General features: G+C 42.7%; 17 protein-coding genes and 1 riboswitch. Of the genes, 1 reads left to right on the forward strand and 16 read right to left on the reverse strand.

What is annotated here, in order from left to right:
• Positions 1 to 29: 29 nt before the first annotated feature.
• The 13 genes from QI30_RS12275 to QI30_RS12335 all read right to left on the reverse strand — a co-directional run bounded on the left by QI30_RS12275 (position 30) and on the right by QI30_RS12335 (position 13,270).
• Entirely contained in the window at positions 30 to 1,187 is a 1,158-nt protein-coding gene (locus QI30_RS12275) for an acyl-CoA dehydrogenase (RefSeq protein ID WP_020189073.1), read from the reverse strand.
• An 80-nt stretch (positions 1,188 to 1,267) separates the two neighbouring features.
• The gene (locus QI30_RS12280; RefSeq protein ID WP_044527189.1) at positions 1,268 to 2,458 is read right to left on the reverse strand and encodes an acetyl-CoA C-acetyltransferase; all 1,191 of its coding nucleotides are present in this window, start codon (positions 2,456 to 2,458) and stop codon (positions 1,268 to 1,270) included.
• Positions 2,459 to 2,545: 87 nt separating this feature from the next.
• Entirely contained in the window at positions 2,546 to 4,726 is a 2,181-nt protein-coding gene (locus QI30_RS12285) for a (Fe-S)-binding protein (RefSeq protein ID WP_126990947.1), read from the reverse strand.
• A gap of 287 nt (positions 4,727 to 5,013) precedes the next feature.
• Positions 5,014 to 5,604: a cob(I)yrinic acid a,c-diamide adenosyltransferase gene (locus QI30_RS12290; protein ID WP_126990948.1), complete on the reverse strand. Its 591-nt coding sequence runs from the start codon at positions 5,602 to 5,604 to the stop codon at positions 5,014 to 5,016.
• Positions 5,601 to 5,996 carry a bifunctional adenosylcobinamide kinase/adenosylcobinamide-phosphate guanylyltransferase gene (locus tag QI30_RS12295; protein WP_020189069.1) on the reverse strand — a complete coding sequence of 132 codons (396 nt, stop codon included), beginning with the start codon at positions 5,994 to 5,996 and terminating at the stop codon, positions 5,601 to 5,603. The genes QI30_RS12290 and QI30_RS12295 overlap by 4 nt, the downstream gene beginning before the upstream one ends.
• Entirely contained in the window at positions 5,939 to 6,541 is a 603-nt protein-coding gene (locus QI30_RS12300) for a histidine phosphatase family protein (RefSeq protein ID WP_126990949.1), read from the reverse strand. The genes QI30_RS12295 and QI30_RS12300 overlap by 58 nt, the downstream gene beginning before the upstream one ends.
• Positions 6,514 to 7,284, reverse strand: coding sequence for an adenosylcobinamide-GDP ribazoletransferase (gene cobS / locus QI30_RS12305; protein ID WP_233600575.1), 771 nt, complete (start codon positions 7,282 to 7,284; stop codon positions 6,514 to 6,516). The genes QI30_RS12300 and cobS overlap by 28 nt, the downstream gene beginning before the upstream one ends.
• Entirely contained in the window at positions 7,265 to 7,852 is a 588-nt protein-coding gene (locus QI30_RS12310) for a bifunctional adenosylcobinamide kinase/adenosylcobinamide-phosphate guanylyltransferase (protein ID WP_126990950.1), read from the reverse strand. The genes cobS and QI30_RS12310 overlap by 20 nt, the downstream gene beginning before the upstream one ends.
• Complete coding sequence (locus QI30_RS12315) at positions 7,837 to 8,904, reverse strand: pyridoxal phosphate-dependent aminotransferase (protein ID WP_126990951.1); 1,068 nt, start codon at positions 8,902 to 8,904, stop codon at positions 7,837 to 7,839. The genes QI30_RS12310 and QI30_RS12315 overlap by 16 nt, the downstream gene beginning before the upstream one ends.
• A complete protein-coding gene (cbiB, locus tag QI30_RS12320; RefSeq protein ID WP_126990952.1) occupies positions 8,894 to 9,850 on the reverse strand; it encodes an adenosylcobinamide-phosphate synthase CbiB in 957 nt (318 codons plus the stop codon). The genes QI30_RS12315 and cbiB overlap by 11 nt, the downstream gene beginning before the upstream one ends.
• Positions 9,847 to 11,313 carry an adenosylcobinamide amidohydrolase gene (locus QI30_RS12325; RefSeq protein ID WP_126990953.1) on the reverse strand — a complete coding sequence of 489 codons (1,467 nt, stop codon included), beginning with the start codon at positions 11,311 to 11,313 and terminating at the stop codon, positions 9,847 to 9,849. The genes cbiB and QI30_RS12325 overlap by 4 nt, the downstream gene beginning before the upstream one ends.
• 2 nt (positions 11,314 to 11,315) lie before the next feature.
• Positions 11,316 to 12,311, reverse strand: a complete 996-nt coding sequence (locus QI30_RS12330; protein WP_126990954.1) for a FecCD family ABC transporter permease — start codon at positions 12,309 to 12,311, stop codon at positions 11,316 to 11,318.
• Positions 12,311 to 13,270, reverse strand: coding sequence for an ABC transporter substrate-binding protein (locus QI30_RS12335; RefSeq protein ID WP_126990955.1), 960 nt, complete (start codon positions 13,268 to 13,270; stop codon positions 12,311 to 12,313). Before QI30_RS12335 ends, QI30_RS12330 begins: the two co-directional genes overlap by 1 nt.
• Positions 13,271 to 13,334: 64 nt before the next feature.
• Positions 13,335 to 13,461: riboswitch (adenosylcobalamin (AdoCbl) riboswitch) on the reverse strand.
• Between the two features lie 277 nt (positions 13,462 to 13,738).
• Between QI30_RS12335 and QI30_RS12340 the strand changes: the two genes are divergently transcribed.
• Positions 13,739 to 14,080 carry a MurR/RpiR family transcriptional regulator gene (locus QI30_RS12340; RefSeq protein WP_255411573.1) on the forward strand — a complete coding sequence of 114 codons (342 nt, stop codon included), beginning with the start codon at positions 13,739 to 13,741 and terminating at the stop codon, positions 14,078 to 14,080.
• Between the two features lie 123 nt (positions 14,081 to 14,203).
• Here QI30_RS12340 and tnpB read toward each other — a convergent pair whose 3' ends face one another.
• The 3 genes from tnpB to QI30_RS12355 form a co-directional block, all read right to left on the reverse strand.
• On the reverse strand, positions 14,204 to 15,349 hold the full coding sequence (tnpB, locus tag QI30_RS12345; protein WP_126990957.1) for an IS200/IS605 family element RNA-guided endonuclease TnpB: 1,146 nt from the start codon (positions 15,347 to 15,349) through the stop codon (positions 14,204 to 14,206).
• A 422-nt stretch (positions 15,350 to 15,771) separates the two neighbouring features.
• Positions 15,772 to 17,439, reverse strand: a complete 1,668-nt coding sequence (gene argS / locus QI30_RS12350; protein ID WP_126990958.1) for an arginine--tRNA ligase — start codon at positions 17,437 to 17,439, stop codon at positions 15,772 to 15,774.
• A complete protein-coding gene (locus QI30_RS12355) occupies positions 17,439 to 17,879 on the reverse strand; it encodes a DUF1934 domain-containing protein (RefSeq protein ID WP_020189056.1) in 441 nt (146 codons plus the stop codon). Before QI30_RS12355 ends, argS begins: the two co-directional genes overlap by 1 nt.
• Positions 17,880 to 17,940 lie beyond the last annotated feature (61 nt).

The following is a 17,940-nucleotide window of genomic DNA, read 5'->3' on the forward strand; positions in this document are numbered from 1 at the left end:
CAACATGAATCATATCTGTACTATCAAAATTATGCTTTTTGTAATGGACGCGTATTTTCTAAACCACGCGCAATAACCATACGTTGAATTTCTTGTGTACCTTCATAAATTTGAGTGATTTTTGCATCACGCATGAAACGTTCCACAGGATATTCTTTTGTATACCCGTAGCCACCGAATACTTGAACCGCTTCAGTCGTTACGTTCATTGCTGTATCCCCAGCCATCAATTTCGCCATTGCTGACGCTTGACCGTATGGTAGTCCTTCCGTTTCTAACCACGCTGCTTGGTAAGTTAATAGACGAGAAGCTTCGATTGCTGTCGCCATATCTGCTAGTTTAAAGCTAATGCCTTGGTTTGCAGAAATTGGTTTACCAAATTGAACACGTTGACCAGCATATTCTACTGCTGCATCAAGTGCGCCTTGTGCGATACCAACAGCTTGTGCTGCGATACCGTTACGGCCGCCATCTAATGTTTTCATTGCAACTTTGAATCCTTCACCTTCAGCGCCAAGAATATTTTCTTTTGGCACACGGCAATTTTCGAAGATGATTTCCGTAGTAGCAGATGCACGAATACCCATTTTGTGCTCTTCTTTCCCTACTTTGAAGCCTTCGAAATCCGATTCAACGATGAATGCTGTTGTACTACGACGATCTTTCGGGTCTAGTAGTGCAATTACGATATAAATATCTGCTACCCCACCGTTTGTGATGAAGATTTTCGAGCCATTTAAGATATAGTCATCGCCATCTTTCGTTGCGATTGTTTTCATACCACCTGCATCACTACCTGAACCTGATTCTGTTAAGCAATACGCGCCAATTTTTGCACCTTCAGCCATCGGGCGTAAGTATTTTTGCTTTTGCTCTTCAGTACCAAATTTGAAAACAGGCCAACCTGCTAATGATGTATGAGCTGATAACGTAACAGCTGTTGAGCCACAAACGCGTGCTAACTCTTCAACTGCGATACAGTATGCTAAAAAGTCCATACCTGCACCACCGTACTCTTCAGGCCATGGAATACCTGTTAAGCCAAGCTCTGCCATCTTATCGAAAATCTCGCGATCAAAACGTGCTTCTTCGTCGCGCTCTGCTGCTGTTGGTGCCACTTCATTTACGGCGAAGTCGCGTACCATCTTACGTAACATTTCGTGTTCATCTGATAATTTGAATTGCATGTTGTTTTCCCCCTATTTCTAAATAACTAATTTTGCAGCGTGTTCTAACCTTAATCTTCAATGCAAGCTCGAACACAAATCTATGGTGCTACTTCAATCATGATGGCGTCTCCTTGTCCGCCACCCGAACAAATCGCTGCGATGCCGATACCGCCACCGCGACGCTTTAATTCTTTTGCGAGTGTTAGCACGATGCGCGCTCCACTAGCGCCAATTGGATGCCCAAGCGCAACTGCGCCTCCATTGACATTCACCTTTTCAGGGTCGAGACCCGCAAGTTTATTCGCTGTTAATGCCACGACTGAGAAGGCTTCATTTAGTTCAAATAATGCAATATCTTCTAATGTCTTGCCTGTCTTTTTAAGAATTGTTTCAATGATTAGGCCCGGTGTTTCTGGGAAGCGCTCCGGCTCAATTGCGATTTCTGCATGACCAATAACAGTTGCTAATGGTTCAAGCCCTCGCTTTTGTGCCTCGTCCTCTGCGACAACGACAACGGCCGCTGCACCATCATTAATCCCTGGTGCATTGCCGGCTGTCACTGTGCCATCCTTGCCAAATGCGGGCTTCAGCTTCGCCAGTGACTCCGCTGTTGTCCCTTTACGTGGTGCTTCGTCTGTATCGACAACGACGGGCTCACCCTTACGCTGTGGAATCGTTACAGGAACGATTTCTTCCGCGAAAATACCGGCCTCAATCGACTTCACAGCAAGCTGCTGACTACGCGCCGCAAATGCATCTTGCTGCTCGCGCGTAATCGTAAACTTATCTGCTGTCTCATTGCCGTAAACACCCATATGCACATGATCCGGATGGAATGCACAGGTTAGGCCATCGTGAAGCACGCCATCGACTAGCTTGCCATCTCCCATACGTAATCCCCAGCGTCCTTGTGGTAAGTAGTACGGTGCATTGGACATCGACTCCATACCACCAGCAACGATAATGCGCTCGTCACCTAAGCGAATCAGTTGGTCTGCTAACGTAATACTGCGTAGACCTGACGCACATACTTTGTTGATTGTCTCGGTCTTTACCGTATACGGAATGCCTGCTTTATGCGCTGCTTGTCGTGACGGGATTTGACCTTGCCCCGCTTGAAGTACCGTCCCCACGATTACTTCGTCGACTTCTTCCGGTTTAATATTCGTTTGCTCAAGTGCACCTTTAATGGCGATACCACCTAAGTCGCTCGCCGTTAAACTACTAAGTGCACCTCCGAATTTACCGAATGGTGTTCTTGCTCCTGCTACAATGACTGATTTCACTATTCAACACCTCTTTACTTAGAATAAAGTTGGACCTAAATCATGAAACGGACAGAAGAAAAACGCGGAATCCCACGTTTTCCCTAACGATTAATTTAATAAGCTTGCTTCTTCTACGCCCGCTGCTACAGGTTCTTCAGCAGCAGGTGGTGCATCACCGAAAATCGATTTTTCTAGTAATTCTGCTACGTCGTATGTGCCAACAGAATCCTCTACCTCTTTCGCCTTCGTACCATCTGATAACATCGTTAAGCAATATGGACAACCAGCTGAAATTACCGTTGGATTTGTTGCAAGTGCTTGCTCTGTACGCGCGACATTGATACGGTTGCCGACATGCTCTTCCATCCACATCAGACCACCACCAGCGCCACAGCACATTGCCTCGTCACGATTACGTTCCATTTCAACAAGCTCTACACCTGGAATCGCTTTTAAGATTTCACGCGGTGCATCGTATACATTGTTGTAACGGCCTAAGTAACATGAATCATGGAAAACGATTTTTTCGTTTACTGCATGTTGCGGCTTAATACGACCTTCTTGTAATAATTTGAATAAGAACTCTGTATGGTGATAAACTTCACCACTCCAGCCGAAGTCAGAGTACTCATTTTTGAACGTGTTATACGCATGTGGATCGATTGTAATAATCTTCTTCACTTCTGCTTTATCAAACTCTTTAATATTCGCTTCAACAAGCTCTTGGTATAAGAACTCATTACCTAAACGACGTGGTGTATCACCAGAGTTTTTCTCTTTGTTACCTAAAATTGCGAACTTCACGCCTGCTTCATTTAACAGATGAGCAAATGATAAGGCGATTTTTTGTGAACGGTTATCGAATGATCCCATTGACCCTACCCAGAATAAGTATTCAAATTCTTCGCCAGCTTTTTGAGCTTCTTTCACAGTTGGGATGTGAAGTTCTGGACGAGCTTCGCGCCATTCTTCTTTTTGCTTACGGTTGATACCCCATGGATTCCCTTGACGCTCGATATTGTTCATTGCGCGCTGTGCATCCGAGTTTACTTTACCTTCTGTCATCGTTAAGTAACGACGTAGGTCGATAATTTTTTCTACGTGCTCGTTCATTACCGGACATTGGTCCTCACAGTTACGGCAAGTTGTACATGCCCAAATTTCTTCCTCTGTGATAACATCGCCGATTAATGACGGGCTATAAATATCTTCAATTACTGCACCTTCAGCGCCCGCTGCAGCTGCTAATTGATTGCCTTTTGCATTGTTGAAAATAAAGCTTGGTACCCACGGCTTTTGCTGTGTTTGTACCGCGCCTGTAAATGTTAAGTGGTCACGTAATTTTGTCATCAAATCCATTGGTGATAACATTTTACCTGTGCCTGTTGCGGGACACATGTTTGTACAACGACCACATTCCACACAAGCGTATAAGTCGACGAGCTGTAAGTCAGTGAAATCGGTAATTTTACCAACACCAAATGACGCTTCGACTTCTTCTTCGCCTTCTGCCTCATCATCTTCTTCAAATGCGCTGAAGTCGATTGGTTTTAGCTTCCCTGGAGGCGTTAATGGATTTAAATATACATTCGCCGGTCCTGCGATTAAGTGCGCGTGTTTTGATTGTGGAACATATACTAAGAATGTTAGAAGCACTAATAAGTGAATCCACCACATAATATAAAATACTGTGATTGCTGCGGCTTGTGGTAAGAATGAGAATATTGCGGCAATTGCAGATGCAACTGGTTCCGTCCATACCCAAGTCGTTTCACCGTGCCAAATGAGGCCCATACCGTTACCAACTAATACAGAAACCATTAGTGATCCGATAAAAATGAGCACAAGCCCCGCTTTTAGACCGCGTTTTAAACGGACAAGTTTTTCAATGTATCGACGGTAGAATGCGCCGATTACCGATACTAAAATCATTAGTGTAACGAGCTCTTGGAAGAACGTAAAATATGGATATAACGGTCCAAGAGGTAAATGTGATCCTGGTGCTAAACCTTTCCAGATAAAATCGATTGCACCAAATTGAACTAAAATGAAACCGTAGAACATCATAACGTGAAGAATACCACTCTTCTTATCCTTCAACAGTTTCTTTTGTCCAAACACAAACACCCAAATTTTATTCAGGCGCTCTTTCACATTGTGATCGAATTCCTCTTTCTTACCCATCTTAATGAATTCGATTCTTGTCTTAATTAGGTATGCAAATAAATACACACCATACGCGATAACTAGAATCGCCAAAATCCAGTTTGCGATTAATAATGGACTCATGCCTTTTCCCCCCTAAAGACTGATTTTCCTTTTTGTATAGTATTTGGTTACATTTGGAATTAGTAATATTCTACTTTATGAATCATCACTCAGTCAATAATTTTCCGCAATATGTTTTATTTTTTCGTAAAAATACATATTTTTCTTTAAAAACAATATTAAAAAAAGATATAAGGTATGCACGTTATGTGATACCTTATATCTTTTTTGTGGTTTTATTGGAATATTTTACTACAAAATGAATTTTACTTTTATGGATAGATGTACATCGACATCTACATGTAATATTACTTTTTGTCCTTTTTCTTACTAGTCGTAAACACATTTGCACTACGAACATACTCATTGTTTGGTACACCAAGACGTGCATTCACAACAAGTGCTGCTGCGAATAAATAGTCTGATAGACGGTTTAAATAGCGCTGTACAACAGGTGATACATCGCCCTCTTCGGCATTTTTTAGTAGTGTCACTGTCAGACGCTCTGCGCGACGTGTCACTGTGCGTGCGATGTGTAAGGTTGCTGCTGCTGGTGAACCCCCTGGCAAGACAAATTTTTGAAGCTCTGGTGCCTCGCTCATTAACACATCGATACGCGCTTCCATCTCTTCAATCGGCTCGTCTGCTAATTTATAATGGCGCTCTTTCATAACATTCGCTAAATCGCCGCCACCATCAAATAATTCATTTTGGATTTTTTCTAAATCATCTAATAAATCCTTAAATTTTTCTGCGTCTAATTCCGTCATTGCCTTCCCGATAATCGCATTTAATTCATCAATTGTGCCATATGCTTCTACGCGGAAATCATCTTTATCAACGCGTCCTCCGATAATGCTCGTTTTCCCTTTATCCCCTGTACGTGTATAAATGTTCATTGTGCCAGCCCCTTTTTTAAAATTTCTGGAATGCCATACCAAATACGCGTAATCGTCGTCGCCTCTTTAAAAAGCAATTGATACAATCGACCACATGTATCACGTAATTGGCGTTGTTCTTTTTCAAGCGGTACAACACCGCGTCCCATATCCGTTAAAATGACAACCAACTCGTCGCTTTGTGCATCGAGTAAACGGATTTTTTCAGCAATATCGGACGCAACTTGCTCCTCTTCTTCTTCGAGATGCGCCTGTAAAATTCCTTCTATGTTAGCAAGAACTATATTGCCCGCGACCTTTTCAGGTAGTTCTCGCTCATACCACGTCGCATCAATTAATTGTTTGACGTAGGCTCGTTTGCCATTAAAGGCGCCACCGATAATGATGTGCATCGTTGTCCCTCCTCAAAAGCCTGACGCGTCGCCCATGCGAGTACAAAGCGTGTGTCATGCCCTACTTGCCAATCCCAAAAGGCACTTGGCTTTGGCCCAAATTGCACAAGGATCGCACGAATCGTGCCACCATGCAGCACCGCATATTGATGCCGCTTCGCCTCTAGTTGTTCCATACCCGCTCGTACGCGGCGATAAAGCGATACCAGTGTTTCTCCATTTGGCGGCGCTAATTGCTCCGGCCTATTAATCCAGTTGCGATACGCCTCATTATTTTTTAATTGCTCATACGTTTTCATCTCAAAATCGCCAAAATGACTTTCACGAAATGCCGCAATACAATACGGTTTCGCCTGTGGAAAATACTGCGCAGCCGTTTCAACTGTACGTTTTAAATCACTGCAAATCACTTGTGAAATGGTGTCATTTAAAATAGGAAGTGATGTCTCCGCAATCGATTCATCTGTCCAGCCAACATAGCGATGCGCGATATTCCCTGGCGTTCTCGCATGACGTACTAACTCAAGCACAACAGCGTAATCCATAACAGCGCCTCCGTTCCCTCGATGAATGCACCGTATAAATCACCAGATGCTCCGCCAAAGTTTTTCTTCGTCCACATTTTATAACATACTACAGCGATTAGTGTAATGCCGACAAGTACTGCCGGAATCCATGTGTGTGCCCAGTACATAATGAGCGCTGTGCCGATAAGTAATGACACTACGGTAAACAGTAAATACTGCGTTAAGTGAATATGTGTGCGGAAGAAAAAGCCGATGCCCTTATCTTTTGATGGCTTCGTCCATACAAGGTAAAAGCCGAGTGCTGTGCGCGCTAAAAAAGGCACGAAAATCAGCCAATAGCTTGCGAGGATGCCTTGTGTTACGAGCTCTGTCAAAAAGATAATCTTCGTCAGCACTAAAAATAACAGCGCCATTGCACCAAAGGCACCAACGCGCGGGTCATCTAAAATTTCCTGACGCTTCTTCACATCCTGATACGAAAAATACGCGTCGCCCATATCTGTAAAGCCATCTAAATGAAGCCCACCCGTCCAAATAATAAAGGCCATCGCCATCAGGAAGCCAATTAGAAGCGAACTGCTATTTGTTAGCTGCAAGCCTTCAAAAATAAGCGCAACAACTGCTCCCATAAAGGCACCTAGCCACGGTAAAAACTGAAACATGCCCGTTACCGTTTTATGATTCAAATCGATATTTTTAGTTACTGGCACAATCGTAAAAAACTGAAAAGTCAGCAATACACTAGCTAAAATAGTTTTCAAAAACGTCTGCCCCCTTCCATATTTTTTTATAGCCATATTCCATTTCAATCGCAATCGTTGCCTCCGCCGCAAACCATTGATGCAATTCACCAAGCGTTTGCGTATAGACACGCGTTTCATCATAATGTGGAACCGGCGAATCAAGCATCTCATTTGAAACGATGACGAGTGGAATGCCCCTTTTGCGAAGTGTCCAAAGAGCCTCCTTCATCGCCTCAATTCGAGCCTGCAACCTCGCTTGGTCCTGCCACGCATTATCGTCATAGCACTCATTGCCAAGCCATGTCGTCGCACAGTCCCAGAGTACAACCGCATTGTCTGGGATATGTGGTGGCAGTGTCGAAAAATTAGTCGGATGCTCAATTGTTTGCCAGCCCTCACCAGCGCGAAGCTGTTGATGATGCGCAATGCGTCGCGCCATTTCATCATCAAATGCTACACCGGTCGCAATGTATACGAGTTGATGCGTTGGCTCACATAATTGCTTTGTTAGCGCTTCTGCAAAATGACTTTTGCCGCTACGCACGCCACCGGTTATAAAAATAAGGGGTGCTACTGCTGGCTCCATGCAATCATCCCCTGTTCAAAGGCTTCCATTTGTGGGCGCGCCTTGATACCAACGCGGAACCATGAGCCATCCATTCCTCGGAAATTTTTCGAATGACGTAGCACAAGCCCACGCGCTAGCATAAAGTGATAAAATGCCTCGCTTTTTTCAACTTCCGCAAGCTGAAAACTCATATAATTCGTTTGGCTATTCGTCACAACACAGCCCTGTCCCTCTAAAAACGTGCGTAATGTTTCACGTGAAACCGCTACTTCACGAATTGATTTTTCTCGGTAATTATGTAATTTAAGCATTTCGGCACCAAGTGCACTTGCGACACCGTTAATATGCCAGTGTGATGCAAATCGTGCTAGCGAGCGAATAAGCGACGCATTGCCTACCGCATAGCCTAGACGTAACCCCGGCATTTTATACATTTTTGTCATCGACCGGACGACAAGCACATGATCATAGTTAGGTGCATCTGTAATAAATGTGTGCTCCTCCCCAATCCAATCTAAAAATGCTTCATCGAGCACAACAAGTGTCGCTGTTCTCTGTGCCCAGTCAATCATTTGCTGAATCTCCTCACGCGGTGGTAGCACACCAGTCGGATTATTTGGCGTACATAAATAAATTGCGGAAGCATATGGGATTTTTTCCTGTAAGGTCTTCATCGGTAATTGATACGTAGCGATGTCCTCAACAAGCACACGCTCAAATTCAACATGATGCGGTGCAAGCGTCGCCTCGTATTCAGAAAAGGTCGGATGCACGACAAGCACCCGTTTATTCGCTAATACATTCCCAAGCAACGCAAAAATTTCTGCCGCGCCGTTGCCAAGTAAAATCGCCTCTTTCTCAATCCCATGATACGCCGCCACTGCACTTAAAAATGGTTCGCCATCTGGATGGGGATACGCCGTAATGACCGGCAATAGTTTATCGATATCTAAATTTAACGGAAACGGTAAATGATTCACATTTTCACTGAAATCAATTAACGTCTCAGGTTCCTTCAAATTCATTGCCTCATATACTTGTTGTGGATTTGCTCCGTGATTAGGTAACAATGAAAATTCCTCCTATCATGATGCCAATCAATAAAAATGCGATTGTTGTCACCTGCATTTGTACAACCGCCTCATCAATATGTTTTGCTGATAATACAACATGCGGCTCGCCCATCTCCTGACGATGAGAAGCGATGCCACCATAGTAATTTAAACCACCTAATTGAATGCCTAGCTGATAGGCTGTTGCCGCTTCTAAATAACCACTATTGGGACTTGGATGTTTTTTTGCGTCCACATGCCACTTCTGGAATCTTTCTTTAAACGGTAAACCATAATGATTTTTCGTAACAATTAATAGTAAAAATCCAGTAATTCGGCTTGGGATAAAGTTGGCGATATCATCGACTTTCGCCGCAAAAAATCCGAAGTCTCTGTATGTCTCATTTTTATAGGCAATCATCGAATCTAATGTGTTAATGGCCTTGTAGCACCATAGACCAGTGGCCCCAAATAATAAGGCGTAAAATAGCGGCGCTGTCACGCCATCACTCGTATTTTCAGAAACGGTTTCGACAACACCTCGCGTAATATTGGCTTCATCTAAATGCTTGGTATCACGTCCGACAATCCAGCCAAGCTTCGTACGCGCCTCGTCTAAATCACCGGCAACGAGTGGCTTATAGACATCTTGTGCCGCCTGCTTTAAGCTTTTCTGCGCAAGCCCAAGTGCTATTAATATACTTTCGGCTGCGACACCTAAAAATACATGCAGCTGATAGCTACCATAGACAATGAAAAAAGCGATGAGCGTCGTCACAACAATCGTCATCACCGCTGCCATCGCTCCTTTTACTTTACGCTGATTGCCGTGATTTAACTTTTTCGTTAACCATGCAATGAAATTCCCAATTAAAATAACAGGATGCTTTATATAGCGTGGCTCACCGTAAATGCGGTCGATGATTACACCGATAACGCAGGCGATAAGATGATTCAAAATCATTGAATCCACCCTTTCGCACGCTTATAGTCATCTAGCGCAATAATCATCGTTTCATACACACCACGACCAATTAATTTGCCGATGTCTGTAATCGTTCCCGCATACTCATAATTTTGCCCGCTTTGCGTTGAAGCAATTAGCACACTATCTGTTGATGTTCCCGTCGCAATCGTCCCTGTTTGGGTATCATAAATTTCGCCATCTTGCATCGCCTTTACTTTCGCCTCAATGGTCGTCATCATCGCCTGCATGAATGATTCATCACTTAATACCCCATTGATAATGACCCATAAATTAATCGTGCCAACACGCTGTGGCTCCGCATGTAAATGGCCGCGTGCCGCATCGACAGCATTGCCGACACCGGCTGTGACCATCACAAAGATTTCATGGTCTTCCTCTTTATAACGGCGAATCACCGCATGCTTTACATCTACCGCTGTCATCATCGCAACGGTTTGCTCAATTGGTAAATGATGATTTTTAATATAATTTTTCATTTCTGCATGTGCATCATCACACATATACTGCGCATCGACAGTGCGATTTAAAAAATGACGGAACCAGCCAAAACCCGGATTATGCAGTGCCGCAGATAATGTACGAAGCGGTTTTGTAGCCTTTAAATGAACAAATTCATTTTCCACTCGGAACTGCTCGAGCGTCACGCGATTTTGTGCTATTTCAATATTCGGCAGCAGTGCCATTTGCGGCGTCGCTAGCTGTGGATGTGCAAAGCGTGCGACCGCCGTATGATACACTTGTGCAATCTCGTCTTCAGTCAAGACTTCCGCAGGCGCACCGTATGCGCGTACGCGTCCATTTTCTAGTAATAGAAGCTCATCGCAGTACAACGCCGCTAAATTCATATCATGAAAAATCGACACAACCGTTAACTGTCGCGTTGCTACCTCATGCTTTAGCATGTCCATAATTTGACGTTGATGTTCTAAATCTAAATGATTTGTCGGCTCATCTAGCAGTAAAAGCTCCGCCTGCTGGGCAAGTGCCTGTGCAATAAAGGTCCGTTGCTGCTCGCCGCCTGATAAATATTCCAGCTCCTCATCGCGGTACTTTGCGACACCCGTTTGAGTCATTGCCTCCGTTGTCGCTGCCTCATCTTCTGCTGACCACTGTGAAAATAAGCCGCTTTGATGCGGGTAACGCCCAAGCGCGACTGTTTCCGCGACGGTATGGGAAAAAGCATGAGCATGAAGCTGTGGTAGCACGGCCATCTTGCGAGCTAATTCCTTTTGTTTGTAGCTTGTTCGAGGCTTGTTATCGATTAAAATATCACCGGCAGTTAGCGGTAAAATGCCACTAATCATTTTTAAAAGCGTCGATTTCCCGCTACCATTTGGCCCTAAAATGCCGAGCATTCGCCCCTTCTGTAATGAAAAGCTCACATCTCGAACAATTTCTTTTTTATCATAGCCCCCTGTTAAGCCGTGAATCTCTAACATGTTTAACGCCCCTTTCTACGTTGTCTAAAGAAAATATAAGCAAATACTGGCGCACCAATAAATGATGTAATGACGCCAATCGGTAATTCCGATGGTGCAATAATCGTGCGCGCTACTAAATCACAGACGATAAGTAGCGTGGCACCATTAATAATTGATAGCGGTAGTAAATGACGATGATCTGCACCGAAAAGTAGACGTGTCATATGCGGTACAACTAAACCAACAAAGCCAATTGTCCCTGACACCGCTACGGCACAGCCTGTTAAAATCGAGCCGCCCACTAAAATCATCCACTTGCTGCGCTTCACATTGACCCCTAAATAATGCGCGCGCTCCTCGCCAAATAATAAGGCATTTAGTTCCTTGCGATTCATCCATAGCATCAAGGCACCAACAAGTAAAAATGGCCAAATCATTTTAATATACGGCCAGCCACGCATCGATACGCTCCCCATGAGCCAGTTTAAAATCTGACGCAGTTCCTCACCAGTTAGTGCAATCATAAGTGAAATAACGGAGCTTAAAAAGGCACTAATAATAATCCCTGTTAAAATCAATGTTTCCATTTTCATCGAACGATCGACAAGGCGTGAAAAGCCAAGCACTAACACCATTGCGACCATTGCACCAATCATACTAAAAATCGGTAATGTGTATAGGCCAAGCGCGGATGACGAAATACCGAAGAAAATCGTCATCACCGCTCCGACCGATGCCCCAGAAGAAACCCCCAGCGTATATGGATCAGCCAGTGGATTTTTCAATAAACCTTGAAAGGCAGCACCTGCCATAGCAAGTGCTGCCCCTACAAGACCGGCTAAAATCACACGTGGCACGCGGATTTTCCATATAATATTTGCCGAGGCTGCATCCGCTGATGATGGATTCCACAATACAGATAGTGGAACCTTCACCGAGCCAATACTAATCGCAAACCATGCTGCTACAACTAATAGCGCAAAGGATACGGTATACCCGACAACATGTTTTTTCATTATTTAAATGCCTCAGGATAGACAGCTTTCGCGATTTCTTCTAAGCCATCTGCTAAACGTGGACCTGTACGACTTGTTAAATTGTCATCGACTTGCACAATTTGGTCTTCTTTCACCGCTGTAATGGTATCAAAGCCATCACGTTTTTTAATTTTCTTCATGATATTTGGTACGTAATCATACTTCACGATAATGACATCTGGGTTGCCTTTTACAATCGCTTCTGGGTCGATTTTATACCAATTTTCGCCGCCATCTTTGGCAATATTATTCGCACCAATTAAGTCGAACATTTCTTGCATATACGAGTTATTGCCCGCTGTATAAATGTCTGGTGCATCTGATGTTTCGACAAATACAGAACGTTCTTTCACATTGGCATCTTTAATTTTCTGTTGTACATCCGCTACTTTTTTCTGCATATCTGCAACAATTTTTTTCGCTTCAGCTTCTTTATTTGTCACCTTACCGATTAGTTCGATATTGGCATACGTTTCATCAAATGAATTTGCTGTTGGCACAACAAATACAGTGATTCCTGCATCACGTAGCTGCTCTAAACCTGCTTCAGCCGTACCTAATGATGACGCATCAATTAACACGAAATCAGGTTCTAACGAAATGATTTTTTCGATATTTGGATTCATATCGCCAACCATTGTTTTTTTAGTCGCTTCTTTCGGATAATCATCATTCGTTGTAACACCTGTCACCTTATCTCCTAAGTCAAGTGCGAATAATGATTCCGTAATGCTTGGTGATAATGTAATAATTTTTGAAGGCTCTTGCTTAATGCTAATTTCTTTACCTGTCGCATCCTTCACTGTTAATGGGTACGCATTTTGCTGCGCTGACTGTGTTGTTTTTTCCTTGTCATTTGTCTGATCTGCTGTACCGCAGCCTGATAATAATATTGCTGAGACCGCTAATGCGGAACCCCATGACATCCATTTTTTCAAAATCCATTCCCCTCTCATTTCCCGAGAACATAAAAAGGCCCCCTGTACATACAGAAGCCCCCTAAAAGTTGACTATCCTCGTAGCACATTCAAGAACATAGTAGGTAATCTGGCTTTGGATTGCTCCGTTACAGTGGCGGGACCGCATGAGATTTCCACTCATTTCCCCTACTATCTCTGTGTGTTTAATTGCCCCTATTATACAAAACTTCAAGGAGTTAAGAAAGCATATTCGGAATAGTGTGTCATTTTTATGTAATTACGCACTGATTTCGTGCTTACTTTATTTTAAAATGTAATTTAATTTCTTTTTAAAAAATATTTTAAACAAAAAATGAAATTTTATTACTTTTAGATTACATTATTTGTAAATAAACGAAAGTGATTCCATCCATGTTAGGGTTTTCTTTTTTTAAATAATTCGGAAAAAATGTCATTACCCATTCAGACATTCATCTGATTACAACACTGCTTTCTGCTAACCCAGAAAATAAAGTACTTGTGCTTATTTCAAATTCTGGTGAAAAAACGCAAATCGAGCAGCTAGAAAACATTGCGAAGAGCCTACAAATTCCTGTCATTGCGGTGACCGGCAATCAAGACTCCGAGCTTGCAAAACAAGCCACGGTGACACTTTTACACAGTGCATTAGAGGTTAGCGGTAAAATCCGCACAGCCGCGACAGCGTCACTTATCGCGCAGTTGTATGTCGTTGATATGCTCTACTATTACTTTTTAACATCGAATTATACGAAGTATTCGGAGCCTATTTTACGTACACATGATGCAACCAATTTATTTTTAAATTGAACTACCCCCACTTAGCCGTTTTTACGAATGCGCTTGAAGTGGGGGATTCCTACGAACAGTGCTTGCTTGTTCCGACAGCTCGAACAGTGGCTTCACTTCTTTAGTAGGCGAGCCCCGTAGTCCCTACGGTTGTTGGGTTAACAGCGTGAGTCCTTCGGCTAAAATGTTCCGACTTGCGTTAAGGTCTCGGTCTAGCGTTTCACCGCAAGATGGGCAAACCCACTCGCGAATGTCGAGGGACTTCTTGCCATCTCGATGCCCACAGACATGGCAAAGTTGGCTCGATGGATAGAAGCGTGAAATCTTTACGATTTCTCGGCCATACCACTTCGCTTTATACATCAGTTTTTGCACAAACGAAAACCAAGAAACGTCATTAATGGCTTTTGCTAGTTTATGATTTTTCAACATGCCTTTGGTGTGTAAGTCTTCTAGGCAGATGATGTCGTACTGGCGAATGAGTTCCGTTGATAACTTATTTAAAAAATCTTCCCGCTGAAACGCGACACGTTCACGCAAGCGCGCGACTTTACGACGTTGCTTTTGGTAGTTCATACAGTCACGTAAAACGCGGTTCTCTTTTTTTGCTTGTTCGTAGCGACGTGATAACTTGCGTTGTTCCCGCTTTAGCTGCTTCTCCATCTTCACCGTAAAGCGTTGGTTATCCACTTTACGTCCATCAGACAGCATCGCAAAATCGGTGATACCTAAATCAATCCCGACAGATTGATTGGTTTTCGGTAACGGCTGAACGTCCGGTACTTCACATGCAATCGATACGTAAAAATGGCCACTTGCATGATATTTGATCGTTGCGCGCATGATACGTCCTTCTATCTCACAAGACTTCGCAAACTTCACAAGCCCAAGTTTCGGTAGTTTGATGTGGTTACCGACAATCGCGATATTGTTATTTGTATTTTTGGTTGTATAGCTTTGTACGGGATTTTTTTTGCTTTTGAAACGAGGGTATTTATTCTGTTTCTTAAAAAATCGATTGAAGGCATCGATTAAATATTCATAAGAGGCTTGTAATGCCACACTGTCTACGTTTCTCAGCCAAGCTGTTTCATCTTGTTTCTTCATCTTCGTGAGGACTTTAGACATCAAGCTACGATTTAAGCTTTTGCCTTCTTCTTTATAGGAAGTGTTCCAAAGTTCAAGAAAATGGTTATAGACAAAACGACAATGACCGTGCGTTTGATGGATGCGTGCTTGTTGGTCCTTATTTGGATATAACCTAAATTTGTAGGCTTTATTTTGTGACAATACGTTCACCTCTTCCGTTAATTATTTTTTGCTTTGAGATTGAAGCTATTTTTTAATCGTTTCGATTGAAGTACCGTCAGTAGAAATCCGACAGGCGTTTTTAGAGCAAAACAGTTCTAGTCTTTCCATACCCTTTTTCAATCAATAGCAAGCCCTATTAACGAGTATTTTAACGAGCATCTCTTGAAACGCGCTGTTCGCCAAAAGCATAGCATGCATCGCCCACCTACTCACTTCGCTCCTTGAGGTGAGCGTCTTCTGCTACAGACATAATAAAAAAGTGACTGAGACAAAACACGTCATTTTCTTTTTTTAACGTTCGAAACGAAAAACCGGAACCGCGTCACAGCGCGATTCCGGTTTTTTTATGCTCATGGGAGCGGCTTTACACGTATGTCAAAGCCTCTTTTTATTTAGCTAAATTACATTTTTTCAGGAGCAGCTACGCCTACTAATTTAAGCGCATTTTTAATTGTTTGTGCTACTGCTGTGATCATTGCAAGACGTGCTGCAGAGCGTTCTTTATTGTCAACATCTAATACTTTTTCAGCATTGTAGAAGCTGTGGAATGTAGCAGCTAATTCTTGTACGTAGTTTGTGATACGGTGCGGTGCGCGAGCGCGTGCAGCATCTGCTACCACTTGTGGGAAATCCCCAACTTTTTTCAGTACATCGATGTCTTTTTCTGTAGATAATGTTTCAAGCGCATCTGTTGAAGGTGCGAAACCTTTTTCTTCTGCTTGACGTAGGATTGAGCAAATACGTGCATGTGCATATTGTGCGTAGTATACAGGGTTTTCGTTTGATTGCTTCACAGCTAAATCTAAATCGAAATCTAAGTGTGTATCACCGGCGCGCATTGCGAAGTTGTAGCGTACTGCGTCTAGACCTACTTCTTCTACTAATTCACGTAATGTTACTGCGTTACCTGTACGTTTAGACATTTTCACTTTTTCGCCGTCACGTAATAAGTTAACCATTTGGATAACTTCTACTTCCAGCATGTCGCGGTCATAGCCTAACGCTTGAATTGCAGCTTTCATACGAGGAATGTAACCGTGGTGGTCAGCACCCCAGATGTTGATGATTTTATCGAAGCCACGTTGTAATTTATCTTCGTGGTATGCGATATCTGGTGTTAAGTAAGTGAATGAACCGTCTGTTTTACGTAATACACGGTCTTTATCATCACCGAATGTTGTAGAGCGGAACCATACAGCGCCGTCTTCTTCGTATACGTGACCATTATCTTTTAATGTTTGGATGGCTTTTTCAACTTTACCATCTTTGTATAAAGAAGTTTCAGAGAACCATACGTCGAAATCAACGCGGAAGTCTTTTAAGTCTTTTTGAAGTTTACCGAATTCATGTTTTAAACCATGTGTACGGAAGAATTCAAAGCGTTCTTCGTCTGATTTATTTAAGATGTCTTCGCCAAATTCATTTGATAATGTTTCCGCAATCATGACGATGTCTTTACCGTGGTAGCCGTCTTCTGGCATATCTGCTTCTTGACCTAATGCTTGACGGTAACGAGCTTCTAATGATTTTGCTAATTTCGTAATTTGGTTACCCGCATCATTGATGTAGTATTCACGAGATACATCATAGCCTGCTGCATCTAAAATATTACATAATGAATCCCCGATTGACGCACCACGCGCATGACCTAAGTGAAGATCACCAGTTGGGTTCGCAGAAACGAATTCTACTTGTACTTTTTGGTGTTCACCTGCCTCAGAGTGACCGTATGCTGCTTGTTGGTCTAAAACAGTTGTGACAACTTTTGTTAAGTAGTCTTTTGCTAATGTGATGTTCATGAAACCAGGACCCGCGATATCGATTTTTTCGATATTTGTGCCAGCTGTTTCTAAATTATCTAAAATAGCCTGTGCGATATCACGAGGTGGTTTTTTCGCTAATTTCGTCATTTGCATCGCGATGTTTGTTGCGTAGTCACCGTTTTCTTTACTACGTGGTGTTTCTAAGTGGATATTTAAAGCACTTGGGTCTTCTACAAGCTCAGCTTTTGTAATAGCTTTTAATAAAGCGTCTTTAACTGACTGTTGGACTTGTTCTACTGCGTTCATTATTTTCCCTCCGTATAGCTATATTCTAACGTATAATCACCGACTGAATTTCCGCCTACGATTAGTTCGTAGTGTACCAAAAGTGTACCTTCTGCTGCTTGTTCTGTAAGTGGTTTATTATCGATATGATGCGTGCGTACAATGATTGGCATTGTCCCAAAATCCGCTTCGTAATGGCCTCGTTGGTCAAGCCCCTTCAAAAATGGTAAGCGCATTTTTATGTCTCCGTTACGCATAATAATACCATCGGATTCATCAAAACGTAACGTTGTACGCATCTTTTTATCATTTAATAGTTCTTCATATTGAATGTACACTTTTTTACCGTCTTTCAACATATAAGAAGCGTCCACAAAAATTTCCATGATTTCAGGTAGTTCACCTTCATGTTTAATGGTCGTCTTAAATTTTAGTTGAATCGGCATCGCATTATTACTCAAAAAAGCTCCTCCGCTCTTTGTTAATATAACCTTATTATTATAGGCTAAGATATAAGTTTTT

Origin of the sequence: Candidatus Kurthia intestinigallinarum, from assembly GCF_003991225.1 — a bacterium.
Taxonomy (GTDB): domain Bacteria; phylum Bacillota; class Bacilli; order Bacillales_A; family Planococcaceae; genus Kurthia; species Kurthia populi.